Source organism: Rhodococcus sp. IEGM 1406 (assembly GCF_030056745.1).
GTDB classification, from domain to species: domain Bacteria; phylum Actinomycetota; class Actinomycetes; order Mycobacteriales; family Mycobacteriaceae; genus Rhodococcus_F; species Rhodococcus_F erythropolis.
In genome coordinates this window covers 183,309-209,047 of sequence record NZ_JASHKO010000004.1, presented here as the reverse complement: position 1 = coordinate 209,047, position 25,739 = coordinate 183,309, and the positions used below count along the sequence as shown (strand labels likewise).

Here is a 25,739-nt window from a genome sequence, read left to right as displayed (position 1 = left end):
CATCGACAGCTGTCGATATAGTGGTTAGATGACATCGCTGCAGACTCCGACGGTGCGCGTCGGTGATTCGGACCCGGATCAGATTGGTTCTTCCGTCCTCGCGCAGGGCGATGCCGATACCTACGCGCAGTGGTTCGCCTGCCTTGCCGAGCCGATGCGCGTCCGATTGCTTCACCGGGTGGCGAGCGCGGTCGGTGGTATTACCGTCGGAGCGCTCGCCGAAGCGTTGGGGATCGGACAACCGACGGTGTCGCACCACCTGCGCAAGCTCGCCGATGTGGGTTTTCTGACCATGCGTAAGGAGGGGACGAGCACGGTCGTCGCGGTGAATCCGACGTGTTGCGTTGCCTTGCCGCAGGCGGCGGACGTGGTGATGGGAGTCCTTGCTCCGCGTCCTTGCTGTCCGAGTGATCTGCCCGACGATGTCTCTGTCCGGGCCATGATCGACGACGACTGGGATGCGGTTCGCCGTATTTACGGCGAGGGTATCGACACCCGAAATGCCACCTTTGCTACTGAGGTCCCCTCGCGTGAGCATCTCCACGAACGGTGGCTGTCGAAGCATCGGTGGGTCGCGACTATCGAGGGTGTTGTTGTCGGTTGGGCTGCGTTGAGTCCAGTTTCCGAGCGTGACTGCTACCGCGGGGTGGCGGAAAACTCCGTGTACGTCGCGGGCGGAATGCGTGGTCGGGGTGTCGGAAAGGCGTTGTTGCGCAAGCAAGTCATGGCCGCTGATGTCGACGACCTCTGGACACTGCAGACGTCGATATTCCCCGAGAATCGCGCCTCCATCTCGCTGCATCATTCGGCCGGGTTCAGAACTATCGGTCTCCGCGAGAAGATTGCCCAGCTCGACGGTGTGTGGCGTGACACCGTTCTGCTCGAACGACGTGCGGTGACCGCCGAGGGGTGAGTCCGGGATCCGGCCGACCGGGCACTCGATTGCGCGTTGATTCGATATCTGTCAATATCGAAGAATGTCGAATCAAGAGCCACCGGAGTCCGAGGCTTGCTGCACCCCGCTCGTCCGTGAACCGCTGACCGAGGATTGGGCCGGCGACCTGTCGCGGATGTTCAAAGCCCTCGGCGATCCGGTTCGCCTCCGCTTGCTCAGCTTGGTGGCAAGTCACGAGGGTGGTGAAGCCTGCGTCTGCGACATCTCCGACTCGTTCGATCTGTCTCAGCCGACTATCTCGCATCACCTAAAGGTGTTGCGTCAGGCCGGGTTGCTCGACTGTGAACGTCGCGGGACGTGGGTGTACTACTGGGTTATTCCGGCTGCGCTGCAACAGCTTTCCGCCGTTCTACTGGTTGAAGGTACGAGCGTGAGTGTCGCGGACGCGTGCGCAGAGGTCACCGCATGAGCAACACCGCTGCCACCACCGGACACCCCGCAGTCGTCGGAAAACTCTCCACCCTCGACCGCTATCTGGCGGTCTGGATCGGCGTGGCCATGGTCGTCGGCCTGCTGGTTGGACGCTGGATCCCGGGTGTGAACACTGCCCTGGACAAGGTGCAGATCGACGGCATCTCGTTACCGATCGCCCTCGGCCTGCTGATCATGATGTACCCGGTCCTGGCGAAGGTCCGCTACGACCGCCTCGACACAGTCACCGGGGACAAGAAACTCCTCGCCGGCTCCCTGTTCCTGAACTGGGTTCTCGGCCCGGCGCTGATGTTCGCCCTCGCCTGGCTGTTTCTGCCTGACCTGCCGGAATATCGAACCGGTTTGATCATCGTCGGTCTTGCTCGCTGTATCGCGATGGTGATCATCTGGAACGACCTGGCCTGCGGAGACCGCGAAGCCGCCGCGGTGCTGGTCGCCATCAATTCGGTGTTCCAGGTGATCATGTTCGCCGTGCTCGGTTGGTTCTACCTCTCGGTCCTGCCCGGGTGGCTCGGCCTCGAACAGACCACCATCGACACCTCGCCCTGGCAGATCGCGAAATCGGTCCTGATCTTCCTCGGTATCCCGCTGCTGGCAGGTTTTCTGTCCCGCTTCTTCGGCGAACGCGCCAAAGGCCGCGACTGGTACGACACCAAGTTCATCCCCAAGATCAGCCCCTGGGCGCTCTACGGTCTGCTGTTCACCATCGTCGTGCTCTTCTCGATGCAGGGCGAACAGATCACCTCCCAGCCTTGGGATGTCGTCCGGATCGCGTTGCCGCTGCTGGCGTACTTCGCGCTCATGTGGGGCGGAGGCTACATCCTCGGCGCCGCAATCGGATTGGGCTATGAACGCACGACGACCCTGGCGTTCACCGCCGCGGGCAACAACTTCGAACTCGCGATCGCCGTAGCCATCGCCACCTACGGCGCCACCTCGGGGCAAGCTCTTGCCGGTGTTGTCGGCCCGCTGATCGAGGTACCGGTGCTCGTCGGGCTGGTCTATGTCTCCCTTGCTCTACGCAAACGCTTTGCAGTCGAAGAGGTTTCATCCAGTCGAGAAAGAGCGAGGTCATGAGCAAACCATCGGTGTTGTTCGTCTGCGTCCACAATGCCGGCCGATCTCAGATGGCCGCGGGATTCCTGAGCCATCTCGCAGGCGACGCCATCGAGGTCCGTTCCGCCGGATCCGCACCCGCCGAGACCGTCAATTCGGCAGCGGTCGAGGCGATGGCAGAGCGCGGTATCGATATCTCAGCTCGGTCTCCGAAGATCCTCACCGTTGACGCCGTCCAGGATTCGGATGTCGTGATCACGATGGGCTGCGGCGACACGTGCCCGATCTTCCCCGGCAAGAGCTACCGAGACTGGGTTCTCGACGATCCGGCCGGACAGGGCCTCGAAGCGGTTCGCCCGATCCGTGACGAAATCGAGCGTCGCGTTCAAGCCTTGATCGCTGAACTCACCACTGCCGCGAAGTCTCCCTGACCGATCGGGGAATCGACAGGATCATTCGCCCGCGGGCTCGATGTGTTCGGCACCGAGGACCGAGAGTCGGTATTCCTGTGCGTCCTGCTCGGTTTCGAAATCTTTCTCTTCGAGGAGATTTCGATCGGCGTCGAGGTATCGGTAGGTAGTCATTCCTCCACCGTGCCACTGATGTCCGATTCGTGCTCGGATACCGGTTCGATTTCGTCGACGACTGTTTGAATCAGACTTCCGTAGCGCCGGATCAGGTCCTTCGACGACAACGAATCCTCACCGAGGAGTTCGAGCGTCCGCATGCCGGTGGCAAGTCCGAGCAACAGTGAGACGACGACCTGACTGCGAACCAAACCGGGCTCGGTGTCGCCGATGCGTCGCGCGATCCCGTGAACGTATCGTTCCTTGATCTCTGCCCGGGCGGCGTCCGGATCTGGCGCCTCGTGAACGTGTACTGCGAGCATTGCCCACGGATCGGTTTCGTCGGATTCTCTACGAGCGACAAGTTTCTCGACCAGTTGACAGCCGATGTTTCCGGTGGCGTCGGCATTCGGATCCTCGTCCATCGGAGGTGCGGACGGGATCGCAGCCGAATACAACCGAGCTTTGCTGCCGTAGATCTTCATGACCAGGGCAGGGGAGTAACCGGCCGCGACCGCGATGTCCTTGATGGTCGTCGATGCGTAACCTCGTTCCGCGAACAAGGCTTTTGCTGCTGTGAGGATGCTGGCTTCACCGCTGCTCATGCCGCTCGCCTCGGTACCCGATCGCCATGCGTTTGGTTGCTCATACTGTCGTCAACGGCTCGGCATCGACGGGTACGTCGAAGTCGACGACGGTGGACTGCGCGATGACCGCTATCTGACGAGCCAATGTGCCGTGTCCACTCTCGGTCAGCGCGGTCAGGATGTACCGGCCGGATGTCGGGAGTGCGATTCCGTAGTGCCCGGTTCCGTCGGTGACGGTGGATGCGACGAATTCGCCGGTCGGTTTCGTGAGTGTGACGACGGTTCCCGAGGTTGTTCGGCCGTCGACTCCGACCTTGCCGGAGATGGTGAGGCGGTCACCGAGTTCGACGGTGTGCGTCGATTGCGCGCTGTCGAAAGCGATCACCTGCGACCGAGGGGACCAGCCGTCGGCACTCGTCACCACCAAGTACCGTCCGGGCCGGGGTAGTGCGAGGGAGAAGTTGCCCTCGTTGTCGGCGCGACTCCAGTCGATCGGTCGCCCCTCCATATCCATCACGGTGACAACAGCCTGCCGGATCGGTCGGCTGTCGGCTCGGACCACACGACCGGCAACCACAATTTCCGTTTCGGACACGGCGGCGTCGGGAAGCTCGAACCCTTCCGGGGTCACCGGGCGAAGCGCCGTTTCCGGTTTTGCGCCGCGGCGAGGAATGAACGCAGCGGCAGCGGCAGCAGCCACGGCGGCGAGGGCGGCCAGCCAGAAGATGTTCTTGAAGGCGTCGATCGACGGAAGGCCCTCGCCCGGCCCGGACGGGATGACCATCGAGGTGAGCATGGCGGCAACCACTGCGCTGGATGTGGACGTACCGACTGAGCGGAGCAGCGAATTGAGGCCGTTTGCGGACGCGGTTTCGGTGATCGGAACCGATCGCATGATCAGCATCGGCATCGCGGAGTAGGCGATTGCAGTTCCGATGCTGACCACCGCCGCGCTGATGATGATCAGTGCTATCGAGCCGGTCAGGAACACGCGCGCGATGTAGGCGAGCGCGAGCACAGTGCCGCCGACGATCAGGGTGATCTTGGCTCCGAATCGCTTCGTGATGTTCGCGGAGACGGGAGCGAAGAAGACCATCGCGAGGCCTGCCGGAATCATGCACAGTCCGGCCGCCATCACTCCCAGTTCGAAGCCGTAGCCGGAGATCTTCGGCATCTGGAGTTGCTGAGTGGTGGAGAGGTTGTTCGCATACATCGAGAAGCCGACGAGGATCGAGGCGACGTTGGTCAGCAGAACGGGCCGCTTGGCCGACGTTCGCAAGTCGACCATCGGCTGGGTGACCCGGAGTTCGTATGGGAACCACAGTGCGAGCGTCACGATTCCTATGACGAACATGAGCAATGTCAGTTCGCTCGTCCATCCCCAACGAGCCCCCTTGGAGATGGCGAGGAGGATCGCCGTGAGTGCTGTCGAGAGCATGACCGCGCCGAGGAAGTCGAATTTGCCGCGGGTGCGAACACTCGATTCCGGGACGACGGCGGCTACCGCGATGATCAACAGGACGCCCACGATTGCCGAGAGCCAGAAGATGGCGGGCCAGCCTAGATGCTCGAAGATCAACCCGGACAGGGGGAGCCCGAGTGCGCTGCCGATTCCGAGAGTGGCACTCATCAAGGCTGTTGCCGACGCCACCTTCTCCTTGGGCAGTTCGTCGCGCATGATGCTGATTCCGACGGGGATCATCGAGATCGCGAAACCCTGGAGACCACGTCCGATCAGCAGGGCGACAAAGTTGCCGCCGATCGCCGCGACCAGTGATCCGACCACGATCATCGTCATCGAGATCAGCATCATGCGTCGTTTTCCGAACATGTCCGCCAGGCGGGAGACGATCGGAGTGGCGACGGCGCTCGTGAGGAGTGTGACGGTGACGAGCCAGGAGGCGTCGTCAGCGCTGACGCCGAGGATTTTCGGGAAATCGGGCAACAACGGAATGACCATCGTTTGCTGCAGCGCGACCACGGTGCCGGAAAGACAGAGAATTGCGGTGATGAGCCGACTTGAACGGCGAGTGGTCGGAGACGAGTGCAATGCCAAGAGAGGGTCCTTCACGCGGCGGTGGTGAACGGGAATTTACCCATGAGTGAACCACTGTTCACCCCTCGCTGTCACCTTCGGTGAATATGCGATTCCTCACGACGGCAACCTGCCCAGGGTTTCCAAGTCGGTATCGCGGGAACAACGTCAGTGGTTGGTCTGCGCCCGCGCGAGCGGGCAGCGAGGAGGAGTGATGCATGCCGAAGTGGGTGACCGTCTCCATGTCCAGGGGCGCGTGGTTGGGCAGGCGGAGGTAACTGCCGAGGTCCTCGAAGTCCACGGGGAGGACGGAGGGCCGCCCTATTTGGTCAGGTACGACAACGGGCACGAGGCGTTGGTGTTTCCCGGTAGCGACGGCTGGATAGATCACCCCGGAAAAGGCTCCTGAACTGCACGATTCTTTCCATGCATGGCCGTTGCATCGAATGCGGCTAAAGTGTGCGCAATGGAGGGCAGACGCCAGTACCACTCCCGCGTGCGTGAAGCCTCCGCACAGCGAACGCGTGAACTCATTCGTGATGCGGCGACGACCTTGTTTGTCCGAGACGGATACGTCAGTGCCACCGTCAAACAGATTGCCGACTCGGCCGGCGTCGCCAACCGGACGGTGTTCACAGCCTTCCCGGGCGGGAAGCTCGAGATCTTCGAAGCGGCCCTCGCCGCGGCGCTCGATGCCGACGAGGTTCCACTCGGCGCGCCGAACCTGGCCTCGGACCCCGATGACGTTCGCCGGATCGTCTCCCAGATCGTGGCACAGGGCATCGGACTGCTCGAACGTGCCGGCGCTCTGATGATGGTCGCGGTCGAATCGTCAGGTGCGGATGCCGACATGCGGCGACTGTCCGAGGAATCGTCGGATCAGTCGGCCGTCAATGCGATGTCGATAGCCGAGGGTCTGTCCGAGCATGGATTGTTGAGGCCCGAGATTTCGCTCGAGAAAGCCGCGGGCATACTTGCCGCTTTCGTCTCGCCTCAGCTTCATCAGCAATTGCGTCGGGTCAGTGGATGGGATGTCGATGCATACCGAGGATGGCTCGAGTTCAACATTCGCCAGAATCTAATGTACTAATCGGTCTGTTTTCGTTAGCATGGCGAGGGTTTTTTATTCTCGGGAGGAATCGCCAGCGTGCCCTATGCCTTGTTCGGCCTCATCACGATGTTGCTGTGGATTTTCTGCATCGTCGACGCCATCACGAGAGATGACGCCTACATCCAGTACCTACCCAAGGTCGTCTGGATTCTGATCATCATCTTCCTTCCCACCTTGGGGTCCGTTCTGTGGCTGGTGGTCGGGCGCGGACAGAACGCGCCCCGCGGTTACGTCGGCCCAACCGGTTACGGCGAATACGAGCGTCCGGGACGCGCCGTTGCGCAGGATCCGGCGGCGGACGAAGCATTCTTGCGTCAGTGCCGCGAGCGGGCGGAAGAGCAGCGTCGAATTGCCAAGCAGCAGCGCCGCGACGGCGACGCTGATCGGATTTGAGTTATCGGTAGGCCGTGAGACGGTCCAGCACGAGCCGAAGCGGCGGCCACGACGATCGGCCGCGACGCGTCACCGCATAGGCGGTGAGGATGACAGGCGGATCGGTCAGCGGCACGACGCGTACGCCTTCGCGGGTTTTGCGTTCGAGTGGCATCAGCCCCACGCCGTAACCACTGAGGATCAAGAGTTCGACCAAGTCGAGACTGTCGATCTGGTGAGTGATCCGAGGGGTGAATCCAGCCAGTGACGCGAGGGTTCGCACGGCCCGCTCGTCGGCTGTGTTTCGTGAGTTCACTATCCATGGTGTGTCTGCGAAGGCGCGGAGATCGATCCCGGATTTCGTGGACTCGTCGGGCGTGTGGGCGTTGTCGGGAACGCATAATCCCCACGGCGTCGACCAGAGCGGTAGTGCTTCGAGTAACGAGCTCGGGGATGCGGGGGCGAGGTTGTAGTCGTACGTCAGCGCGAGGTCCAGGTCATCTCGTTCGAGTAGGGCAAAAGCCTCGGCCGGTTCGTACTCGCAGATCACCACGTCTACCTGTGGATGGCTGTGTTGCAGGCTCAGGGCGACGGGGAGCATCGCGGTTCTGACGGCAGTAGCGAATCCGCCGACTCTCAATGTCCCCTCCGGTTCGGCGGTCGGATCGAGGTCCAGGCGAGCTGCATCCACGGCTGCCAGGATGGTGACGGCATGATCGGCGAGTCGTTGACCGGCAGGTGTGAGGCGAACGCGTCGGCCTTCCGGTTCGATCAATGCAGTACCGGTTTCCGCGGTCAAAGCCGCGAGCTGTTGGGACACTGTCGATGTCGTGAGGTTGTGAGCTTCGGCGACCGCGCGCATGGAACCCAAGCGGGAGAGTTCGAGGAGGAGATGGAGTCGACGGGTTTCCATCGTTCGATCATTCACTAATCGTGAACATAATGTAGGTCAAAATCGCGTGGACACGAACGGTTGGCGTCCCGTTCAATTCAGCTATGGATACGAAAGCGCGGGCCGGAGTGGGCCTGGCTGTTCTGGCGATGTTGTGCGTGCAGCTCGGGCTCGCCGTGTCGGTGGGTCTGATCGATCAGCTCGGAGCAGACGGAGCAGCGTGGATACGTCTCGCCTGGGCGGGCATCATTCTTCTGATCATCGTCAGGCCCCGTCCCTCCGCGTTCACTCGCAAAGCGTTTCTGGCCTGCGTGGTCCTGGGTGTGGTCACCGCCGGCATGACGCTGTTGTTCATGGCGGCCGTCGAGCGTCTTCCTCTGGGAACGGCAAGCGCGCTGGAGTTCTTGGGTCCGCTGACGGTTGCTTTGCTCCGGGGGCGTGGCCGCGTTCTGTGGCCGGTTCTGGCAGGCGTGGGCGTAGTCCTTCTCACCGAACCGTGGGCAGGGACAGTCGATCTGGTCGGTGTGGCGTACGCACTTGGCGCGGCGCTCTGCTGGGCGATGTACATACTGCTCACCCAGCGGGTCGGCGACGAGGTTGCCGGTATCAACGGGCTGGCGGTGTCGATGGCGGTTGCCGGGTTGGCCGCGACAATTGCCGTGGGCCACTCGGCCATTGGGCGGCTGACCCCGCACCTGGTTCTCGTGGGCCTCGGACTTGCGATCTTGCTGCCCGTCGTGCCGTTCGTTCTGGAGATGGTCTCGCTGCGGCGGCTGTCGACGGCAGCATTCGGCACGCTGATGAGTCTCGAACCCGCATTCGCGCAGCTCATCGGTCTTGTTGTGCTGCAACAGGTTCCGAGTGTTCTGGCAGTGGCAGGTATCGCATGCGTCGTCGTCGCGGGGATCGGCGCGACCCGCGGTGGTGGCGGGAAGCCGGCAGGCCCACCCTCCGATTCCGAGCGAACGTACCTTTCGGCGCCTTCATGAGACCGAGAGTGCCGTTCGCTCAGGGTGTGTCGGCTCAGTGCACGGCTGCCGCAGCGATTGCTCCGGCGAACACGTCGGCGACCTCGCCGAGGGAATCGAGGATCGGCTGACCTGATCGTTCGACGCGAGCCCGCACCAGCGAACCCTCGAGTGCGGACACTGCCAGGACGGCAAGCCGTTCCGCTCGAGTGCGTGCGACACCGGACTCGATCAGTGAGTCGCGCAGTAGCGAAGTCCACTGTCGGTAGACCGCCTGTCCTGCGGCTGTCACGCTCTCCGAATCGGGGGCAAGTTCCAACAACACCGTCGTGATCGGCGAGCCTTCGTGGAAGTCCGAATCGCTCACCCATCCAGCGAGCAACCGCGCATACTCGCGCAGCAGTGCTCCGGCGTCCGGGTGGTTGTCGGCGAGTTCGGTCAGAGTGTCGGTGACCAACTGCCCGCCGACGCGGACGACCTCTTCGCCGATCTGCTCTTTGCCGCCGGGAAAGTAGTGGTAGAGCGAACCTTTCGGGGCGCCACTCGACTTGAGGATCTCGTTGAGCCCCGTAGCCGCATACCCCTGGCGGCGAAACAGATCGGCTGCAGCTCGTACCAGTGCTTCGCGGTGTTTCGGGGGAGTCGCCACGAGTTGGAGCTTAAACACCCCAGCGATCCACCACAATCTATGTAGACTGGTCTACATGGAAAATTCGGAAATGCTGGAACAGTTGCGCGCAGTCAACGCCTCGGCGGCCTTCAACCGGTGGGCCGGATTCGAAGTGACGGAGGCCGAACCAGGACATGTCTGCCTGCGGCTCGAATGGCGTGAGGATCTTGGCCAGTACTCGGGACACTTGCACGCTGCGCTTGTGGCGGGACTTATCGACACTGCGTGCGGATTTGCTGCCTTTACACAGGTTGGTGTCGTGGCGGCGTCCAACTGCGCGGTCAATTTCGTGAGCCCGGGAGTAGGAACGGCATTCGTCGCCACGGCACGCTCGGTCAAGGCTGGGCGCAAGCAGGTGTTCGTCACTGCCGAGGTACATGCCGAACGCGAAGGCGAATCCGTGCTCGTCGCGTTCGGCACTACCCTCTTGGTTCCACTCGCCGTTCAGGCTTAGGGAACCTCAGGGAATGAGGATGAACTTCCCGGCGGGATGAGAACTCTGCAACTCGGTGTGAGCGAGTGCGACGTCTGCGAGCGGGAAGGTCTTGGCGATCTTCACGGTGAGGTGTCCGGACCCGGCTTGTTCGACCAGTTCGGAGCGAGCCTTCAAACGTGCTTCGGCACTTGCCGGATTGCCTCCGCCGACAGACGCGAAGCCGTCGGTCTGGGCGCGTCCGAACGCGACGATGGTGACGATACGGCTCTTGTCGGTGACCAACGCCAGAGATGTATCGACGGCTTCGTCAGTTCCGGCGGTGTCGAAAGCGGCGTCGACACCGTTCGGTGCGAGTTCACGAACGCGGGCTTCGAGGCCCTCGCCGTAGAGCACCGGCGTGGCGCCGAGCGAGCGCACGTAGTCCTGATTCGATGCTCCCGCAGTGCCGATCACGGTGGCACCGCGTGCTGCGGCGAGCTGAACCGCAATAGCGCCGACGCCACCGGACGCGCCGTGGATGAGGACGGTGTCCCCGGAGCCGACGCGAATGGTGTCGAGGGCGTCGACTGCAGTTCCGCCGACGAGAAGGAGTCCGGCCGCCTGTTCCCAGCTGATGCCGGCGGGCTTCGCGGTGATCGAGGAGACCGGAACGACTACCTGTTCGGCGTAAAGACCGTTGCCGGGGCTGACGATCACCTCGTCGCCGACTGCAACACCGGTAACGCCGTCGCCGACCGCCGAGACGACGCCCGCTGCCTCGCCGCCGAGGCGGATCGGAAGTTTCTCGGGATCAGTGCCGAAAGCACCGCTGTAGAGCTTGAAGTCGAAGGGATTGACGCCGATCGCCTTCACGTCGACCAGGACTTCACCTGATTTCGGCGCCGGTAAATCGATGTCCACCAGCTCCAGGACCTCGGGCGTGCCGTACGTCTGCGCTACAACAGTTTTGGTCATGTCTCGCGCAACCGTCCTCGGGGAAGCGATATTCCCCGAGGACGGGAAAAACTCGAGAAGATTCGATCAGCGGATCAGGGTCCCCAGATCGAGCGGCATCGCGATGCCGGTGATGTGATGGGCCTCGTCGGAACCGAGGAACGCGACGGCTGCGGCGATGTCCTCCGGCTGGCTGACCGGGTCTGGCAAGGTCTGCATGAAGATCGGACCGAGGGTGTGAGCGTTGGCGTCGATGAGCGGCCGCATGTCCGTCATCTGCATTCCGGTTTCCACGCCGTGCGGGTGGATGGTGTTGACCCGAATGTTGTACTGCCCCAATTCCGAGGCCATCGTCTTGGCCAGACCGGTGATGCCGTGTTTGCTCGCGACGTAGTGGCCGAGGAAGGGGAGCCCACGCAGGCCGGCGACGGAGCTGGTGAAGATGATCGAGCCACCGGCGCCTTGCTTGATCAGGTGCGGGATCGCTGCCTTGGCGGTGTGAAAGACGCCGGTCAGGTTGACGTCGAGCGTTTCCTGCCACTGCTCGGGCGTGATTTCCCAGGACATGTTGGCAGAACAGATTCCGGCGTTCGCGACGACGACGTCGAGGCGCCCCAGTTCGTCGATGCCGGCATCGAGCGCCGCGGACAGCGCAGAGAAGTCGCGGACGTCGGTCTTGGTAGCGACAATTCGTCGGTCCAGAGCCTTGACCAGTTCGACTGTCTCGGCCAGGTCGTCTTCGGTGGCGCCGGCGTAAGACGTGGATTCGAATTGAACACACGCGTCGACGGCGATGATGTCTGCGCCCTCTTCTGCCAGCCGGACAGCTTCCGCCCGCCCCTGACCGCGGGCTGCTCCGGTGATGAAGGCAACTTTTCCGGTGTATCGATTGGCAGTCATGCTCAAACCTCCGAATAGTGGTGACGATCTGCTCTTCGGAAGTTAGCGCGACGAAGTTCTTTTCGGGGGTGAATGTCCAGTCAGCGGAAACCGCTCAGCACACCCTGGTCAACAGGGCACATGGTCCGTCGGCGAAGACATCGCGCGCATCTGCGGACGTGACGGGTTGTCCGCTCAGCGCGTCGACCCATTCGCCTTCGGGAAGGTCGATTCGGGTGTCTCGCCAGCCGTGCGCCGATAGGCCGAGCGAATGTCGCGTCGCAAGAGCAACGACCATGGGCGGATCACCTGCCGGGCCGCGCGAGAAGCCGACCAGATGACCGGATCCGGAACCTGAAGCGAAGATGGGCCGGTACTCACCGTGATCGAACCACGAGGGGTTCTCCCGCCGCAGTGTCAGTGCCGTGCGAACGAGGTGCAACTTTGCGGTTCCTGTCGCGTCGATCGGCGCGGCGCCGGATTCGAGCAGCGATCGCCTCGTTCCGTAGTCGATAACGCGCCGGTTGTCCGGGTCGACCAGCGAGTCCTCCCACAGCTCCGTGCCCTGGTAGACGTCGGGAACGCCGGGCCCGAGGAGTTGGAGCAGCTTTTGGCCCAGAGAGTCCGCCCAGCCGTGACGCGCGATCCGGCCGACGAATTCGCTGACCGAATCAGCGACAGGTCCGTCGATCACCTCGTCGATCCAGCGGTGCACTGCCGACTCGAAGCCGACGTCCGGATCGTTCCAGGAAGTCCTGGCGCCGGACTCGCGGACGGCCTTTTCTGCGTAGGCGTGTAAACGCTCGCGCAGCTCTGGAACCGAGGCTGCGGAGCGGCCGTCCGCCGGCCACACGCCGATGATGTTCTGCCACAAAAACAATCCGGTCAGCGGATCAGGGCTGGGGCAGACGTTTTCCCACTCGCGAATCAGCCGGGACCACAGGGTCGGCACCTGAGACACAACACCGATCCGTGCCCGCACGTCCTCGCCGCGTTTGGTGTCGTGAGTGGACAGACTCGTCATCGCCCGCGGCCACCGCTTCGCTCGGTCCGCGTTGTGGAGATGGAATTCGGCGACGGAGACGGCAAGTGATGCCGGGTTGCCGCCGACTTCCTGACGTGAGACCAGTCGCGCCGTCCGATAGAAGAGTCGATCTTCGACGGACTTCGCCATGACGGCGCCGCACACCTGCTGGAAGCGAACCGCCGCTTCACCGCCGTTCACCAGGGATTGCGCCAGCACGTTGAACGCCGCTTCATGCCCAGGCGCCAGTTCGTGCATGTCGCCGACGATACGAGCGGCCAAACCGGCGAGCGGACTGTAGTCGGATCGATAGACCGGCATCCGAGCGATCGCGACGACAACTGCGTCGTTCAGTTCGGTCTCACTGCAACGACTTCCGGTTTCGCGTCGGATTGCGCGCACGAGTCTGCGAACCTCGGGTGCAAGGTCACCGCGCCCGGTGTCGCGTTTGAACTGACGTTCGGTGTGATGCAACCACGTACTGTCCCCGTCGTCGCCGGTCAGATCTGCGGAGAGTTCGGTCAATTCGAGTTCGGCGGCGGGATCGACGAAAATGCCGCCCAGTTGATTGAGTGCGTCGTATCCGGTGGTGCCGTCGATCGGGAGCAGAGGATCGAGTGGTTCCGTATGGCCGAGGATCTTTTCGATCACGAGCCACTGATCTGGTCCGATCAGTTCCCGCAGGCGCCCCAGATACTCCGCCGGATCGGCGAGTCCGTCCGGGTGATCGATGCGAACGCCGTCGATCAGTCCTTCATCGACCCACGACTTCAATTGCCGATGGCAGAGTTCGAAGACTTTGGGGTCCTCTTGGCGCAGTGCAGCGAGTTCGTTGACGGCAAAGAACCGTCGGTAGTTGATGATTCCGGCGTTCCACGGTACGAGTCGGTACGACTGCCTGGAGTGGACCTCCTGTGGAGATCCGAATTCGGTGCCGGAGGCGACAGGGAAGCGGTGCTCGTAGAACGCGAGAAGTGTTTCCTCACCATCCTTCTCGACAGTCAGTGCGTCGAGATCGTCCTGGCTGCCCAGCACCGGGAGCGAGAGTTTGCCGTTGGCTCCGTTGTCCTCGGCCCAATCGATGTCGAAGAAATCCGCGTACTCCGACGACTGCCCGTGCGTGAGAACGTCCCACCACCAAGCATTTTCGCGAGGTTTGGCGACACCGACATGGTTGGGGACCAGATCGACGATCAGGCCCATCCCACGTGATCGAACCGCGCGCGATAGCTCCACCAAAGCCTCGCGGCCACCAAGTCCTTCGGACACGGTCGTCGGATCGGTGACGTCGTAGCCGTGCGTCGACCCGGACGTCGCAGTGAGGATGGGGGAGAGATAAAGATGTGAGACCCCCAATGCCTCGAAGTAGTCCACCTGTGCGGCCGCATCACGAAGAGTGAATGCATCCGGTCGCAACTGCAGTCGGTAGGTGCTGGTTATCGGGGCCATGTGCACGTCTCCCTCAGGCGGTTCTGCGAAGTACCGTCAATGCTCGCGCTTTTACATCCAATGTTGTTCCGGCCTTGATCACGGTATCGCTCTCACCAGTGGGGACCGAGGTGTCGAGTACGACGGTCCACTCCGACGCGTAGTCCGCGTTGGGGGTGGAGAATTCGAGATCTTCGTAGTGAGCGTTGAAACACAGGAGGAACGAATCTCCCGTGACACGCTCGCCGCGGTAGTTCGGTTCCGGGATCGCGTCGCCGTTGAGAAAGACGGCCAACGACTTACCGAAACCGCTGTCCCAGTCGGCCGGAGTCATCTCCTCGCCCGACGGCGTGAGCCAGGCGATGTCTCGGCCCTGATCGCCACTTCGAATGGGTCGGCCCTCGAAGAATCGACGACGCCGGAAGACCGGGTTCTTGGCGCGCAAGGCAATTGCGCGCTTGGTGAACTCGACGAGGTCCGCATTGGTTTCCGCGAGAGTCCAATCCATCCATGACAGTTCCGAATCCTGGCAGTAAACGTTGTTATTACCCTGCTGAGTTCGGCCCATCTCGTCGCCGTGAGCAAGCATCGGGGTGCCCTGGCTGAGCATCAGCGTAGCCAGGATGTTTCGGCTCTGACGTCCACGCAGTTCGAGGATTTCGGGGTCGTCTGTGGGGCCTTCGACGCCGCAGTTCCAGGATCGGTTGTGCGATTCGCCGTCGTTGTTGTTCTCGCCGTTGGCTTCGTTGTGCTTCTCGTTGTACGAGACGAGGTCGTGCAGGGTGAAACCGTCGTGGGCGATGACAAAATTGATGCTCGCGCCGGGGCGACGTCCGGTCGCCTCGTAGAGATCAGAGGATCCGGTGAGGCGGGAAGCGAACTCGCCCAGCGTTGCCGGCTCACCACGCCAGTAGTCGCGGACGGTATCGCGGTACTTGCCGTTCCATTCGGTCCACAGGCCTGGGAAGTTGCCGACCTGGTAACCGCCTTCGCCGACGTCCCACGGTTCGGCGATCAGTTTCACCTGACTGACGATCGGATCCTGTTGCACCAGATCGAAGAAGGCGGAAAGGCGGTCCACGTCGTGCAGTTCACGGGCGAGTGTCGAGGCCAGGTCGAAGCGGAAACCGTCGACATGCATTTCGGTGACCCAGTACCGCAGCGAGTCCATGATCAATTGCAGGGTGTGCGGATGACGGGCATTGAGGCTGTTGCCCGTTCCGGTGTAGTCCATGTAGTGCGCTTCGTCGCCGTCGACCAGTCGGTAGTAGGCGGCGTTGTCGATTCCGCGGAAGCTGATGGTCGGCCCCATGTGGTTGCCCTCGGCGGTGTGGTTGTAGACCACGTCGAGGATCACCTCGATACCCGCCTGGTGGAAACTGCGCACCATTGCCTTGAATTCCGCCACGGCCGCATCGGGTTTGGCGGCCGAGGAGTAGTCGGTGTGCGGAGCAAGAAAGCCGAAGGTGTTGTAGCCCCAGTAGTTTCGCAGTCCCTGATCGAGCAGCACCTGGTCGTGCATGAACTGATGGACCGGCATCAGTTCGATCGCCGTGACACCCAGATTGGTGAGGTGCTCGATGATCACCGGATGCGCGAGTCCGGCGTAAGTGCCGCGCAATTCCTCCGGAACTCCGGGGTGCGTCGCGGTCATACCCTTGACGTGCGCTTCGTAGATGACCGTCTCGTGGTACGGACGCTTCGGCGAGCGGTCGGATGCCCAGTCGAAGAACGGATTGATGACGACGGTCGACATCGTGTGACCGAGCGAATCATGTTGGGGGAAAGGGATGGTAGCGGGTTCGTCGACGAGCGGTTCGGGATCGAAGGGTTCTGGGTCGAGGCTCTCGTCCGATTCCTGATCGTCCGTGGGTGACTCGTCTTCGAGGCCCACCTCGCCCGATTCGGCCTCCGAACTCGTTTCGTCGGTGGCTTCTTCCGGCTCCACGGCAGGAGTTTCGTCGTCTCCAGCAGGTTCGGGGTCCGCCGCCGACTCGACGTCGTACGAGAACAGTGAACGATCTCCGTCGAAGTCTCCGTCGAACGCTTTTCCGTACGGGTCCAGCAGGAGTTTGCTCGGATCGCAGCGCAGACCTGCAGCCGGATCGTACGGCCCGTGCACGCGGTAGCCGTATCGCTGGCCGGGGGACACGGACGGAAGGTACGCATGCCAGACGTAACCGTCGACCTCGTCCATCCGAATGCGGGTTTCGGTGCCGTCCTTGGCGATCAGGCACAGTTCGACGGCTTCGGCGACCTCGGAGAAGAGCGAGAAATTGGTCCCCGCGCCGTCGTAGGTGGCACCGAGTGGGTACGCACTGCCAGGCCATACCGGGATGGGAGTGGCTGAGGGCGCGCTCGGCGGTTGATCCATGAATCAGACCCTATCGGGTGCAGCCGATCGAATCTTGTCGACTGTCTACGCCGCTGATCACCGTTTCGCCTGGCTGCGGGCGGTTGCAAGCATTCCGGCTGTGATCTGTTCCACCTCCGCGTCCGAACACAGGTACGGAGGCATCGCGTACACCAGGTTGCGGAACGGTCGAAGCCAGACCCCGGCGTCGACGGCCGCATCGGTTGCGCTCTGCATCTCGACCGGCTGCTCGAGCTCGATCACCCCGATTCCGCCTTTGACTCGAACGTCCACCACCCCGGAAATTGTGACGGCTTCGGCGAGGCCGCGAGTGAGGCCACGTTCGAGGGTTGCGACGTCACGCCGCCAGTCCATTGCGAGCAGAAGTTCGGTCGACGCGACCGCGACAGCGCACGCGAGTGGATTGCCCATGAAGGTGGGGCCGTGCATCAGTCCGCCGCCCTCGCCGGCAGTGATGGTCTCTGCGATCTCCGTGGTGCACAGCGTTGCCGCCAGACTCATGTACCCGCCGGTCAGTGCCTTGCCGACGCACATGACGTCGGGACTGACGCCGGCATGATCGGCGGCGAACAGTTCACCGGTGCGTCCGAATCCGGTCGCGATCTCGTCGAAGACCAGGAGGACTTGGTATTTGTCGCAGAGGTTACGGAGGTCGATCAGGTATGCGGGGTCGTGGAAACGCATTCCGCCGGCGCCTTGGACTACCGGTTCGACGATCACCGCGGCCAACTCGTCGTGATGCTCGGCCAGCAGCGTTTCCAACTCCTGCACGTATTCGGGGAGATAGTCCGCCGGGGGAGTCTGCGCGAAGACCTGAGGGCGAAGGACGTCGGTCCAGAGAGAGTGCATGCCGCCGTCGGGGTCGCAGACGCTCATGGGGGTGAATGTGTCGCCGTGATATCCACCGCGCCAGGTCATCAAACGATTCTTCGACGGTTTTCCGAGGCTCCGCCAGTACTGCAGGCACATCTTGACTGCTACTTCGACGGCCACCGAACCGGAGTCGGAGAGGAACACCTTGTCGAGGTGAGGTGGTGTGATGTCGACGAGCAGTCGCCCGAGGCGAGCGGCGGGTTCGTGCGTCAGTCCGCCGAACATGACATGACTCATCTTGCCCAGCTGCCGTGCAGCAGCAGTGTCGAGCACGGGATTGCGGTATCCGTGAATGGCGGCCCACCACGAGCTCATTCCGTCGACCAATCGGCGGCCGTCGGAGAGCGTGAGGGTAGCCCCCTGGGCAGAGTCGACGATCAGCGGACGAGTCGACGCGGGAAATGATCCGTACGGATGCCAGAGGACATCGGCATCGATGGCGGAGACGTCATGGGGATCAAGTCCGGTTGTGAGCACGGATGCACCCTAACCATTGAGTTGAACGGTGTTCAAGTATGGTCGGAAAAGTGAACACCTCGCTGAATTGGCTCACTGCCGTCGAAGCGGACCGTAGGGCCGCTGGACTGCGCCGCGAACTCCGTCCTCGCACGGTCGACTCCCCGTTGATCGACCTGGCGTCGAACGATTACCTCGGACTCGTGCGGCACCCCGACGTGATCGAGGGTGCAACGGCGGCTCTGCGTCGTTGGGGCGCGGGCGCCACGGGTTCGCGTCTGGTCACCGGCACCACCACCGAACACGAACTGCTCGAAGTCGAACTGGCCGAGTTCGTCGGGGCGGACTCCGGACTGGTCTTCTCTTCCGGCTACACAGCCAATCTCGGCGCGGTGACGGCGCTCTCGGGTCCCGGATCGTTGATCGTCTCCGATGCGGGATCGCATGCCTCACTCGTGGATGCCTGCCGCCTGTCACGTGCCCGGGTTGCGGTAGCTCCGCATTCGGACGTGAGCTTTCTCGCCGACACGTTGCGCAGCAGAGTGGAAGAGCGAGCGCTGGTCGTCACGGATTCGGTCTTCAGCGCCGACGGCGACCTCGCGCCGCTGCGGGAGATGCATCAGGTGTGCCGCGAGTACGGGGCGATCCTGCTGGTCGACGAGGCGCATGGCATCGGTGTGCGCGGTGCCGGTGGACGTGGACTCGTCCACGAGTCGGGCCTGGCGGGTGAACCTGACGTCGTCGTGACGGCAACGCTGTCCAAGTCGCTCGCCAGCCAGGGCGGAGTTGTACTCGGCGACAACAAGATTCGCGCGCATCTCATCGACGCGGCACGAACGTTCATCTTCGACACCGGTCTCGCTCCCGCCGCTGTCGGCGCGGCCAGAGCTGCACTCGCCGTACTCCAGCGCGAGCCGACGCGAGCGCTCGACGTCCTGGCCCGGGCATCCGAACTCGCCGACGTCACCGGCGCACCGTCGCCTGAATCTGCTGTCGTCTCGGTCGTTCTCGGCGATCCGCAACGGGCGTTCGATGCCGGGTCGGCGTGCCGGGACCAGGGGTTGCATGTCGGTTGCTTCCGCCCGCCGTCCGTTCCGGAAGGAACGTCACGGCTGCGTCTGACCGCACGAGCGACGCTGTCCGCATCCGAGATGGAGCAGATCGCTCTCGTACTGCGCGACGTCTTGGCCGGTGCCCGAGCATGAGCGTTCTCCTGGTGACCGGAACGTCGACCGACGTCGGAAAAACAGTGGTGACAGCCGCATTGGCATCGGTGGCCTTGCAGTCGGGCAAGTCGGTTGCAGTGCTCAAACCGGCCCAGACCGGCGTCGACGTGGACGGTGCGGGTGATCTGGCCGAGATCGAGCGTCTGACCGGTGGCGGCGTGACGCTGGTCGAGTTGGCGCGGTATCCCGAACCTTTGGCGCCGGATACTGCTGCCCGTCGAAGTGGTCTCCCGTTGTTGGAGCTCGACGACGTAGTCCGAGTTGCTCGCGACCTGGACACCACCCACGACTTGACCCTGATCGAAGGTGCCGGCGGCTTGTTGGTTCGGTTGGGGGTGGACGGGTTCACCGCGCGCGATCTCGCCGCAGCTCTGGCAGCACCGGTAGTGCTGGTGGTTGCGTCCGGCCTGGGCACGCTAAATCACACCGCTCTGACCGTGGAAGCGCTGGGTGCATCCGGTGTGGAATGCGCCGGGTTGGTGATCGGTTCGTGGCCGCAGGAACCGGACCTCGCCGAGAGATGCAATCGCGAGGATCTTGTCTCGGTCAGTGGTGTTCCCCTTCTCGGGTTGATGCCTGCGGGAAGTGGCAGCGAGAGTGTCCAAGAGTTTGCTCAGACCGCTTGGGGCGCGCTCGGTAAGTCTCCTTTGGCCAACTGACGCCGTAACATCCGATTTGTCTGCATCGATAGCCAAGGCACAGTGGGGCGAATTGTGAGTAGGTCAGCCGAATGTAGGTGGTGAGCACGGTCGAAAAGTCGTTGTCGTCATCGGCCGTACGTCGCGCACTGCTTGTCGGCGTAGTCGTCTTCGCCTCGTGCCTGGTCGGAATTCTGAGCCGCCTACCGGGCACGCTTGCTGTCTTCTGGCCGGCCAATGCGCTGCTTCTCGGGATTCTCTTTCGATCGCCGCGCTCGGCCACACCGCTCACCTGGATCTGCGCTGCAGCCGGCTACGTTGGAGCCGACCTCATCACGGGCGGGGCGTGGGAGTCCACGGTGTGGCTCAACGCGGCCAACATCGTCGGTGTTGCGAGTGGCTTTTACGCCTTCCGCTGGGTGGGCGGCGACGATCGTCGACTGACCAGTATTCAGTCCGTCGGCTATCTCGTGTCGATGACTGTCGTGGCCGCGTCGATGGCGGCGCTCGTGGGCGGAATCGCGAACCGCGTGCTGTTCGGCGGGCAGTGGTGGGACGGCTGGTTGCTCTGGTTCTCGAGTGAGTTCGTCAACTACATGACCATCGTCCCGTTGGTGCTGAGTTTCCCTTCGCTTCGGCGGGTGGATCGAGACCCGAAAGCTGTTGCCACACTTCTGCGTCGATCAGTTGTTCCGACAGCGCTGCTGGCCATCTGCATCATCTTGGAGTGGGTGATCGGCGGCGCCGGAGCGATCGCGTTTGCCATGCCGGCGCTGGTGACTGCCGCTTTGCTCACCAATGTCTTTGTCACGTCGGTGCTCACCGCCGCATCAACTGCCTGGACGTTGGTACTGACGGCCGACGGGCATCTCGGATTGTCCAGCGAAGGCGTCTCGCCCGTCAGTGCGTCCGTCCAGATCGGATTGTCGTTGCTGGCGGTAGCGCCGATCGCGGTGGCGTGTGTGATCCTCGAGCGCCGCCGCGCGCTCGAGGCACTCACACAGGCCGTCACCCACGACGATCTCACCGGTGCGTTGCGCCGGGACGAGTTCTTGCGGCGAGGCGGCAGCGTGACGGGTGCGCCCGATCCGCGTCGCCACTCTGGTCGTCCGGTGAGCGTCCTGATGATGGATCTGGATCACTTCAAGATGGTGAACGACAACCTCAGTCATCGCGCCGGCGATACCGCGTTGGTGAGTTTTGCCGATCAGGTGCGGCGGAACCTCGATGACAAGCATCTCTTCGCCCGGTTGGGCGGTGAGGAGTTCGTCGTACTGATGGCCGGCGTCGATCTCGAGGGTGCGACCGAAACGGCCGAGATGATTCGACGCGCACAAGCGGAGAATTCGTCGGCGGTGTTGGGTGAACTCGGGCCGACGGTCAGCATCGGCGTCGCACGTTCACCCCACGGCGACGCAGACCTGACGCAATTGGTCGATTGCGCCGACGAGGCGTTGTACCGAGCGAAGAAGCTGGACCGGAATCGAACCGTGGCGCTCACGGTCGGTAGCTGAAGAAACACGTGCGGACCCGCATTCTTGCGGGTCCGCACGTGTTGGTGGAATCCAGCGAATCAGAACAGATTGATCAGGGCAGGAACACTGAACAGCGCCACGTAGTAACCCATGAACAGAACACCGCCGTGAATCTTGAACAGGCGCCCGAGAAGGCCACCGACCAGGCCGACCGTCACGGTGATCAGAAGCCCGAGGATGCCGCCCTCCCAGATGCTGATGACCACAACCAGTCCCGTGAACACCGCGATCACAGCTTCGTGACTGATGTGCTTGACCACCGCTGACGCAGCGCGGTACGCGTAGTTCATGGCAAACGGGTACGCGATGACCGTTGCCGTGACCACTGCGAGCAGTCCGTAGAGCAGGAACTCCCACTGCGTCAGGTACGTGGAGAGATTGTTGATCACTCCGGTTTCCTGATTGGTCTCGAAGACCGGCGGAGCGTTGAACAGAGGGGCCGCGGGACCTGCTGCCAGCGGGCTGAGCGGAAGGCCGAAGGCCACGAGAGGGATGAGGGTTTCCGCGATGTAAGTGGATTCCGTCGTACCGTTCTTTGCCGAGACCATGGTGGTCAGTCGGTGATAGCCGTTCTTGATCCGCGCACCTACCAGCTCACCCATCAGAACTGTCATGGCGACGGGGCTGAAAACGAACGTTGCGCTCGACACCGTGGAAGCGGCTGCGGTGTAACCGATCTGCTTGCGATCGAGGACCTTCAGAGGATTGGGGAAGTATCCCTTCCATCCTTTGATGTCCGGGGCCAGTGCGACGGTCTTGGGTTCGCTGCGTTCCATGTCCTTGCGGCTCGACGGCCCCAGGGTCAGCGCGAGGTCGGCGATCAGCGGCCCGACCGCAATGGCCAGGAAGTAGCTGATGTTCAGCGACACATCGTAATTCGACGTCAACGCGCGGGCACCGAGGATCAAGATGACAAACGGAACGAGGGCGACCACCCCGGCCCAGCGGCCTGGTGAGGCGTAGGCGATGCCGATGGCGGCGACCAGGAACAGCCACGGTGCGATCGACTGAACGGTGTCGGCGAACGGCGCGAGGATGGTCGCGAACAGGACGGCAACCGGCACGGCGACGAACGCCGAGATCACTGCTCCCGAGATCGCCTTGCGGAGTGCGATGTGCGGGATGCCGAGTGAGCGCATCATCTGCGCTTCCGGCAAGAGCGGAATCGCCATCGTGTCGCCGGGAATGCCCAGCAGCATCGTCGGCACCGCATGCGTCATGTGTTTGGCGATCGCACCGGAGAGGAAGAACGTGAAGACTGCCGCCGGGGGAGCGCCGAGCAGAATCACGAGCAGAGTCAGCGGTGCGATGGTGGCGGTCTCGTCTGTGCCGGAGATCAATCCGATGAACGTGAACGCGACAGCACCGATGATGCCGAAGAGAACGGCGATGAGAATTTCGTTGGTCAGAACCGAACTCATGCGCGCCCACCGCCCTTCGGCGGGTTCGAGGGCGATGTCTTCGAGGCCTGTGCGTGCTCGGCCTCGGCAGCGGCGAAGTGGTCGTACAGACCGAGTTCGCGAAGTTCCTGTCGACTCTGCTCCGGAATGTCGGCGAGAGTGCCCAGACCCTGCCGCTGCTCACTCATCGTCGTGATGACACCGTCGATCGACTCCGCGTCGGCGGCGGCCAAGGCGACTATCCGCTTCGGCTTGATGAAGACTCCGCAGACGACGCCGGCGAGCAGGCAGGCCGCGATCCCGACCAGCAGGCTGTACGCCTGGGCCAACGACGGTTCGCTGACGACCCGTTCGAACAGCGACTGGGCCGCAAGCAGAGCCGAGGCGCCCACGACACTGCCGACTGCGACGGAGATCGCGAGGTGTCGACCGTTGACAGTGTCGCCCCAGACTTCGAGGTATGTCTGCTGATCGGTCGGCGCGGTTGTGGTGGTCGGCGTCGTTGCCGACTGCGGTGGTGACATCAGTCTTCTCCAGTGTCATGCATGGCAGGGGGTCGTACAGGGAGGGGCTTGCGTGCGAGTGTCAGGTACGTGCTGCGCGGAGGGCGGTGACGACTCGGGACGGACTCGAGTGTCCGATCTGTTCGGCCATCCAACTACTTGTGTCGGTAAGGGAATCCAGGTCGATGCCGGTGTCGATCCCGAGGCCGTGGAGCATCCACACCAGGTCCTCGGTGGCGAGATTCCCGGTCGCGCCCTTGGCGTACGGGCACCGTCCGAGACCACCTGCTGAACTGTCGAATTCGGATACTCCAGCGGTCAACGACGCATAGACGTTCGACAGCGCCTGGCCGTAGGTGTCGTGAAAGTGCATGGCGATCTGCGATGTGGGGATGCCACGTTCTCGGAGGGCGTCGAGTAAGGCGAGCACATGGCCAGGTGTGCCGACGCCGATGGTGTCGCCGAGTGAGAGTGACGTGACACCGCTGTCGACCAGGGTCTTCGCGATGTCGGCGACACGTTCGACGGGCACAGTGCCTTCCCAAGGGTCGCCGAAGCACATCGAGATGTAGCCGCGGACGGGAAGTCCCAGAGCTCTTGCGGCGGCAGTGACCTCGGTGGCCGCGGCTATAGCGCCGTCTACCGTCGAGTTGAGGTTTCGTTTAGCAAATTCCTCTGTAGCGCTGACGAATACTGCAACTTCGCGCGCTCCGGCGGCAACGGCCCGCTCGAGACCCTTGCGGTTCGGGACAAGAACGACCGTACGTACCGAGTCCGGCAGGTGCAGCCGATCCATCAATTCTTCCGCGTCCGCGAGTTGCGGGATCCATCGAGGTGAGACGAAGCTCGTCAATTCGACAGTGCGGGAACCGGCCGCGACGAGGCGTTCGATGAACTGGGCTTTCGTCTCGGTCGGGATCACCGCCGTCTCTGCTTGAAGTCCGTCGCGTGGCCCGACTTCGTAGATCCGGACCGAGGTCGGTAGTCCCGGCGCCGGCACTCGATGAGGCGCCGGCTTCCACACTGGTGATCCTGCAACTGTTTCGGTCATTGTCGTCAGTTTCCGCCGCGGATCTCGGCGAGAACCTTCTCGGCATGTTCGACGCGAATGCTCTTGTCCGCGATCAGGCGTGCGACCACGGCGTCGATCTCGCTCTTCTGCGCTCCGGCGGTGGCAGCGATGTTGCGGGCGTGCAGTCCCATGTGTCCGCGTTGGACACCTTCACTGGCCAGAACGCGGACAGCGGCCAGGTTCTGCGCCAGACCGACTGCCAGGATGATGCCGGCGAGTTCCTCGGCGCTCTCGACGCCGAGCATCTTGATTGCGGCCTGCGCTACGGGGTGCACTTTGGTGGCCCCGCCGACGAGGCCGACCGGCATGGGCAGCTCGAGGGTGCCGACGATGTTTCCGTCGGCATTCTTCTCGAAATGCGAGAGCGAGGAGTAGATTCCGTCGGCGTTGACTGCATGGGAGTGGCATCCGGCTTCGACTGCGCGCGTGTCATTTCCGGTAGCCAGCACTACGGCGCTGATGCCGTTCATGATGCCCTTGTTGTGCGTCGCGGCGCGGTAGGGATCCAGCTCCGCCAAGCGCGCGGCATGGATCAGGTTGTCCACAACCTCTGCGCCGCCGATCAATTCGGCGTCGAACACGGCGCGCACGCGCGTCAGCCGCAGATCGGCCTTGTTGGTGAGAATGCGCAGGACGACGTGTCCGCCGCCGATCTCGGCGACTCGATCCGCGATTGCCTCGGCCATCGTGTTGACGGCGTTGGCGCCCATGGCATCTCGTACGTTGACATGAAGATGGAGGACCACGTAGGTGGCCTTGTCCGAAGGAACGATGCGAACCGAAATGTCCTTCACACCACCGCCGACGCTGACCAACTTCGGGTCCTGCTCGTTGGCGAGTGCAATGATTTCCTCGCGAGCCTCGAGGAGTCGGATTCGGGCGGCCGCCGGATCCACGACGTCGACGAGTTGTATCTGGGCCTGCATGATCGGCGGGGTGCTCGAGACGTGAAAGCCGCCGAGTCCGCGTGCGATGCGGGCAGCGTTACTCGCGGCTGCGACTACCGACGGCTCCTCGGTGGCGAGAGGGATCAGGTAGTCCGTGCCGTTGATCGTGAAGTTGGTGGCGACGCCGACCGGGATGCCGATGACGCCGACTACGTTCTCGACCATGCGATCGGCCTGATCGATGGTGAGACCGTCGGCAGCGTCGTAGACCGCGATGTCTGCTTCGGTCAGGTCCGTCTGGCGGACGATCTCGGCGCGCCGTGCGGCGACATCGTAGGACCGGAAATTGGCGATACGGCTATTGATAGACCGGCTGTTGATTGACACGGGGGGTGGTCCTCCTGAAGTGATTCTGTGCTCCGCTTCACAGT

At 62.9% G+C, this 25,739-nt stretch carries 26 protein-coding genes; 12 read left to right on the top strand and 14 right to left on the bottom strand.

Annotated elements, in window-relative coordinates; genetic code table 11:
* The first annotated feature begins 28 nt into the window (after window positions 1–28).
* The 4 genes from QM596_RS19790 to QM596_RS19775 all read left to right on the top strand — a co-directional run bounded on the left by QM596_RS19790 (window position 29) and on the right by QM596_RS19775 (window position 2,874).
* A complete protein-coding gene (locus QM596_RS19790) occupies window positions 29–913 on the top strand; it encodes a helix-turn-helix domain-containing GNAT family N-acetyltransferase (protein ID WP_029255542.1) in 885 nt (294 codons plus the stop codon).
* Window positions 914–977: 64 nt separating this feature from the next.
* Window positions 978–1,364 carry an ArsR/SmtB family transcription factor gene (locus QM596_RS19785; RefSeq protein WP_021334076.1) on the top strand — a complete coding sequence of 129 codons (387 nt, stop codon included), beginning with the start codon at window positions 978–980 and terminating at the stop codon, window positions 1,362–1,364.
* The gene (arsB, locus tag QM596_RS19780) at window positions 1,361–2,464 is read left to right on the top strand and encodes an ACR3 family arsenite efflux transporter (protein WP_283309736.1); all 1,104 of its coding nucleotides are present in this window, start codon (window positions 1,361–1,363) and stop codon (window positions 2,462–2,464) included. Before QM596_RS19785 ends, arsB begins: the two co-directional genes overlap by 4 nt.
* Window positions 2,461–2,874, top strand: coding sequence for an arsenate reductase ArsC (locus QM596_RS19775; RefSeq protein ID WP_019748843.1), 414 nt, complete (start codon window positions 2,461–2,463; stop codon window positions 2,872–2,874). Before arsB ends, QM596_RS19775 begins: the two co-directional genes overlap by 4 nt.
* 21 nt (window positions 2,875–2,895) lie before the next feature.
* Here QM596_RS19775 and QM596_RS19770 read toward each other — a convergent pair whose 3' ends face one another.
* The 3 genes from QM596_RS19770 to QM596_RS19760 are packed head-to-tail and all read right to left on the bottom strand — an operon-like array spanning window position 2,896 to window position 5,667.
* Window positions 2,896–3,027: a hypothetical protein gene (locus QM596_RS19770; protein WP_007733137.1), complete on the bottom strand. Its 132-nt coding sequence runs from the start codon at window positions 3,025–3,027 to the stop codon at window positions 2,896–2,898.
* Entirely contained in the window at window positions 3,024–3,614 is a 591-nt protein-coding gene (locus QM596_RS19765) for a TetR/AcrR family transcriptional regulator (RefSeq protein WP_019748842.1), read from the bottom strand. Before QM596_RS19765 ends, QM596_RS19770 begins: the two co-directional genes overlap by 4 nt.
* A gap of 40 nt (window positions 3,615–3,654) precedes the next feature.
* Window positions 3,655–5,667 carry an MFS transporter gene (locus QM596_RS19760; protein ID WP_029255541.1) on the bottom strand — a complete coding sequence of 671 codons (2,013 nt, stop codon included), beginning with the start codon at window positions 5,665–5,667 and terminating at the stop codon, window positions 3,655–3,657.
* Between the two features lie 178 nt (window positions 5,668–5,845).
* Here QM596_RS19760 and QM596_RS19755 point away from each other — a divergent pair, with 178 nt between their 5' ends.
* The 3 genes from QM596_RS19755 to QM596_RS19745 are packed head-to-tail and all read left to right on the top strand — an operon-like array spanning window position 5,846 to window position 7,135.
* Window positions 5,846–6,040: a DUF1918 domain-containing protein gene (locus tag QM596_RS19755; RefSeq protein WP_003941743.1), complete on the top strand. Its 195-nt coding sequence runs from the start codon at window positions 5,846–5,848 to the stop codon at window positions 6,038–6,040.
* Window positions 6,041–6,097: 57 nt separating this feature from the next.
* Complete coding sequence (locus QM596_RS19750) at window positions 6,098–6,721, top strand: TetR/AcrR family transcriptional regulator (protein WP_019748839.1); 624 nt, start codon at window positions 6,098–6,100, stop codon at window positions 6,719–6,721.
* A gap of 57 nt (window positions 6,722–6,778) precedes the next feature.
* Window positions 6,779–7,135, top strand: a complete 357-nt coding sequence (locus QM596_RS19745; RefSeq protein WP_019748838.1) for a PLD nuclease N-terminal domain-containing protein — start codon at window positions 6,779–6,781, stop codon at window positions 7,133–7,135.
* A 1-nt stretch (window position 7,136) separates the two neighbouring features.
* Here the strand turns inward: QM596_RS19745 and QM596_RS19740 are convergent, their stop codons facing one another.
* Window positions 7,137–8,027: a LysR family transcriptional regulator gene (locus QM596_RS19740; RefSeq protein WP_070386480.1), complete on the bottom strand. Its 891-nt coding sequence runs from the start codon at window positions 8,025–8,027 to the stop codon at window positions 7,137–7,139.
* A gap of 83 nt (window positions 8,028–8,110) precedes the next feature.
* On the opposite strand from QM596_RS19740, the gene QM596_RS19735 reads away from it, so the two are divergent.
* Entirely contained in the window at window positions 8,111–8,995 is an 885-nt protein-coding gene (locus QM596_RS19735) for an EamA family transporter (RefSeq protein WP_283309734.1), read from the top strand.
* A 34-nt stretch (window positions 8,996–9,029) separates the two neighbouring features.
* Here the strand turns inward: QM596_RS19735 and QM596_RS19730 are convergent, their stop codons facing one another.
* A complete protein-coding gene (locus QM596_RS19730) occupies window positions 9,030–9,623 on the bottom strand; it encodes a TetR/AcrR family transcriptional regulator (RefSeq protein WP_019748835.1) in 594 nt (197 codons plus the stop codon).
* A 55-nt stretch (window positions 9,624–9,678) separates the two neighbouring features.
* Here QM596_RS19730 and QM596_RS19725 point away from each other — a divergent pair, with 55 nt between their 5' ends.
* Window positions 9,679–10,098, top strand: a complete 420-nt coding sequence (locus QM596_RS19725; RefSeq protein WP_021333704.1) for a PaaI family thioesterase — start codon at window positions 9,679–9,681, stop codon at window positions 10,096–10,098.
* Window positions 10,099–10,104: 6 nt separating this feature from the next.
* Here the strand turns inward: QM596_RS19725 and QM596_RS19720 are convergent, their stop codons facing one another.
* From QM596_RS19720 to QM596_RS19700, 5 genes are all read right to left on the bottom strand, one after another.
* Window positions 10,105–11,034, bottom strand: a complete 930-nt coding sequence (locus QM596_RS19720) for an NADP-dependent oxidoreductase (RefSeq protein WP_020908050.1) — start codon at window positions 11,032–11,034, stop codon at window positions 10,105–10,107.
* Between the two features lie 66 nt (window positions 11,035–11,100).
* Window positions 11,101–11,913, bottom strand: coding sequence for a mycofactocin-coupled SDR family oxidoreductase (locus tag QM596_RS19715; protein WP_021333703.1), 813 nt, complete (start codon window positions 11,911–11,913; stop codon window positions 11,101–11,103).
* A gap of 94 nt (window positions 11,914–12,007) precedes the next feature.
* Window positions 12,008–14,365 (bottom strand): malto-oligosyltrehalose synthase, encoded by a 2,358-nt coding sequence (gene treY, locus QM596_RS19710; protein ID WP_031331647.1) that lies wholly within the window; start codon window positions 14,363–14,365, stop codon window positions 12,008–12,010.
* A gap of 13 nt (window positions 14,366–14,378) precedes the next feature.
* On the bottom strand, window positions 14,379–16,718 hold the full coding sequence (gene glgX, locus QM596_RS19705; RefSeq protein ID WP_020908048.1) for a glycogen debranching protein GlgX: 2,340 nt from the start codon (window positions 16,716–16,718) through the stop codon (window positions 14,379–14,381).
* A gap of 57 nt (window positions 16,719–16,775) precedes the next feature.
* Window positions 16,776–18,068, bottom strand: a complete 1,293-nt coding sequence (locus tag QM596_RS19700) for an adenosylmethionine--8-amino-7-oxononanoate transaminase (protein ID WP_069146877.1) — start codon at window positions 18,066–18,068, stop codon at window positions 16,776–16,778.
* Between the two features lie 38 nt (window positions 18,069–18,106).
* Here QM596_RS19700 and QM596_RS19695 point away from each other — a divergent pair, with 38 nt between their 5' ends.
* The 3 genes from QM596_RS19695 (at window position 18,107) to QM596_RS19685 (ending at window position 21,425) form a co-directional block, all read left to right on the top strand.
* A complete protein-coding gene (locus QM596_RS19695) occupies window positions 18,107–19,252 on the top strand; it encodes an 8-amino-7-oxononanoate synthase (protein WP_283309729.1) in 1,146 nt (381 codons plus the stop codon).
* Window positions 19,249–19,932: a dethiobiotin synthase gene (gene bioD, locus QM596_RS19690; protein ID WP_070386474.1), complete on the top strand. Its 684-nt coding sequence runs from the start codon at window positions 19,249–19,251 to the stop codon at window positions 19,930–19,932. Before QM596_RS19695 ends, bioD begins: the two co-directional genes overlap by 4 nt.
* An 80-nt stretch (window positions 19,933–20,012) precedes the next feature.
* Window positions 20,013–21,425 carry a GGDEF domain-containing protein gene (locus QM596_RS19685; RefSeq protein WP_283309728.1) on the top strand — a complete coding sequence of 471 codons (1,413 nt, stop codon included), beginning with the start codon at window positions 20,013–20,015 and terminating at the stop codon, window positions 21,423–21,425.
* Window positions 21,426–21,484: 59 nt separating this feature from the next.
* Here QM596_RS19685 and QM596_RS19680 read toward each other — a convergent pair whose 3' ends face one another.
* The 4 genes from QM596_RS19680 to QM596_RS19665 all read right to left on the bottom strand — a co-directional run bounded on the left by QM596_RS19680 (window position 21,485) and on the right by QM596_RS19665 (window position 25,695).
* Window positions 21,485–22,867 carry a tripartite tricarboxylate transporter permease gene (locus QM596_RS19680; RefSeq protein WP_003941745.1) on the bottom strand — a complete coding sequence of 461 codons (1,383 nt, stop codon included), beginning with the start codon at window positions 22,865–22,867 and terminating at the stop codon, window positions 21,485–21,487.
* On the bottom strand, window positions 22,864–23,370 hold the full coding sequence (locus QM596_RS19675; protein ID WP_141488847.1) for a hypothetical protein: 507 nt from the start codon (window positions 23,368–23,370) through the stop codon (window positions 22,864–22,866). The genes QM596_RS19680 and QM596_RS19675 overlap by 4 nt, the downstream gene beginning before the upstream one ends.
* 61 nt (window positions 23,371–23,431) lie before the next feature.
* Entirely contained in the window at window positions 23,432–24,400 is a 969-nt protein-coding gene (locus tag QM596_RS19670; RefSeq protein ID WP_080910802.1) for a hydroxymethylglutaryl-CoA lyase, read from the bottom strand.
* A 5-nt stretch (window positions 24,401–24,405) separates the two neighbouring features.
* Window positions 24,406–25,695, bottom strand: a complete 1,290-nt coding sequence (locus QM596_RS19665) for a hydroxymethylglutaryl-CoA reductase, degradative (protein ID WP_283309727.1) — start codon at window positions 25,693–25,695, stop codon at window positions 24,406–24,408.
* Window positions 25,696–25,739 lie beyond the last annotated feature (44 nt).

What these genes read in the sequence shown, in the direction of transcription:
- QM596_RS19790 (WP_029255542.1), top strand. Translation starts at nt 29, where the DNA reads ATGACATCGCTGCAGACTCCGACGGTGCGCGTCGGTGATTCGGACCCG.
- QM596_RS19785 (WP_021334076.1), top strand. Translation starts at nt 978, where the DNA reads ATGTCGAATCAAGAGCCACCGGAGTCCGAGGCTTGCTGCACCCCGCTC.
- arsB (WP_283309736.1), top strand. Translation starts at nt 1,361, where the DNA reads ATGAGCAACACCGCTGCCACCACCGGACACCCCGCAGTCGTCGGAAAA.
- QM596_RS19775 (WP_019748843.1), top strand. Translation starts at nt 2,461, where the DNA reads ATGAGCAAACCATCGGTGTTGTTCGTCTGCGTCCACAATGCCGGCCGA.
- QM596_RS19770 (WP_007733137.1), bottom strand. Translation starts at nt 3,027, where the DNA reads ATGACTACCTACCGATACCTCGACGCCGATCGAAATCTCCTCGAAGAG.
- QM596_RS19765 (WP_019748842.1), bottom strand. Translation starts at nt 3,614, where the DNA reads ATGAGCAGCGGTGAAGCCAGCATCCTCACAGCAGCAAAAGCCTTGTTC.
- QM596_RS19755 (WP_003941743.1), top strand. Translation starts at nt 5,846, where the DNA reads ATGCATGCCGAAGTGGGTGACCGTCTCCATGTCCAGGGGCGCGTGGTT.
- QM596_RS19750 (WP_019748839.1), top strand. Translation starts at nt 6,098, where the DNA reads ATGGAGGGCAGACGCCAGTACCACTCCCGCGTGCGTGAAGCCTCCGCA.
- QM596_RS19740 (WP_070386480.1), bottom strand. Translation starts at nt 8,027, where the DNA reads ATGGAAACCCGTCGACTCCATCTCCTCCTCGAACTCTCCCGCTTGGGT.
- QM596_RS19735 (WP_283309734.1), top strand. Translation starts at nt 8,111, where the DNA reads ATGGATACGAAAGCGCGGGCCGGAGTGGGCCTGGCTGTTCTGGCGATG.
- QM596_RS19725 (WP_021333704.1), top strand. Translation starts at nt 9,679, where the DNA reads ATGGAAAATTCGGAAATGCTGGAACAGTTGCGCGCAGTCAACGCCTCG.
- QM596_RS19720 (WP_020908050.1), bottom strand. Translation starts at nt 11,034, where the DNA reads ATGACCAAAACTGTTGTAGCGCAGACGTACGGCACGCCCGAGGTCCTG.
- QM596_RS19715 (WP_021333703.1), bottom strand. Translation starts at nt 11,913, where the DNA reads ATGACTGCCAATCGATACACCGGAAAAGTTGCCTTCATCACCGGAGCA.
- treY (WP_031331647.1), bottom strand. Translation starts at nt 14,365, where the DNA reads ATGGCCCCGATAACCAGCACCTACCGACTGCAGTTGCGACCGGATGCA.
- glgX (WP_020908048.1), bottom strand. Translation starts at nt 16,718, where the DNA reads ATGGATCAACCGCCGAGCGCGCCCTCAGCCACTCCCATCCCGGTATGG.
- QM596_RS19695 (WP_283309729.1), top strand. Translation starts at nt 18,107, where the DNA reads ATGGTCGGAAAAGTGAACACCTCGCTGAATTGGCTCACTGCCGTCGAA.
- bioD (WP_070386474.1), top strand. Translation starts at nt 19,249, where the DNA reads ATGAGCGTTCTCCTGGTGACCGGAACGTCGACCGACGTCGGAAAAACA.
- QM596_RS19680 (WP_003941745.1), bottom strand. Translation starts at nt 22,867, where the DNA reads ATGAGTTCGGTTCTGACCAACGAAATTCTCATCGCCGTTCTCTTCGGC.
- QM596_RS19675 (WP_141488847.1), bottom strand. Translation starts at nt 23,370, where the DNA reads ATGTCACCACCGCAGTCGGCAACGACGCCGACCACCACAACCGCGCCG.
- QM596_RS19670 (WP_080910802.1), bottom strand. Translation starts at nt 24,400, where the DNA reads ATGACCGAAACAGTTGCAGGATCACCAGTGTGGAAGCCGGCGCCTCAT.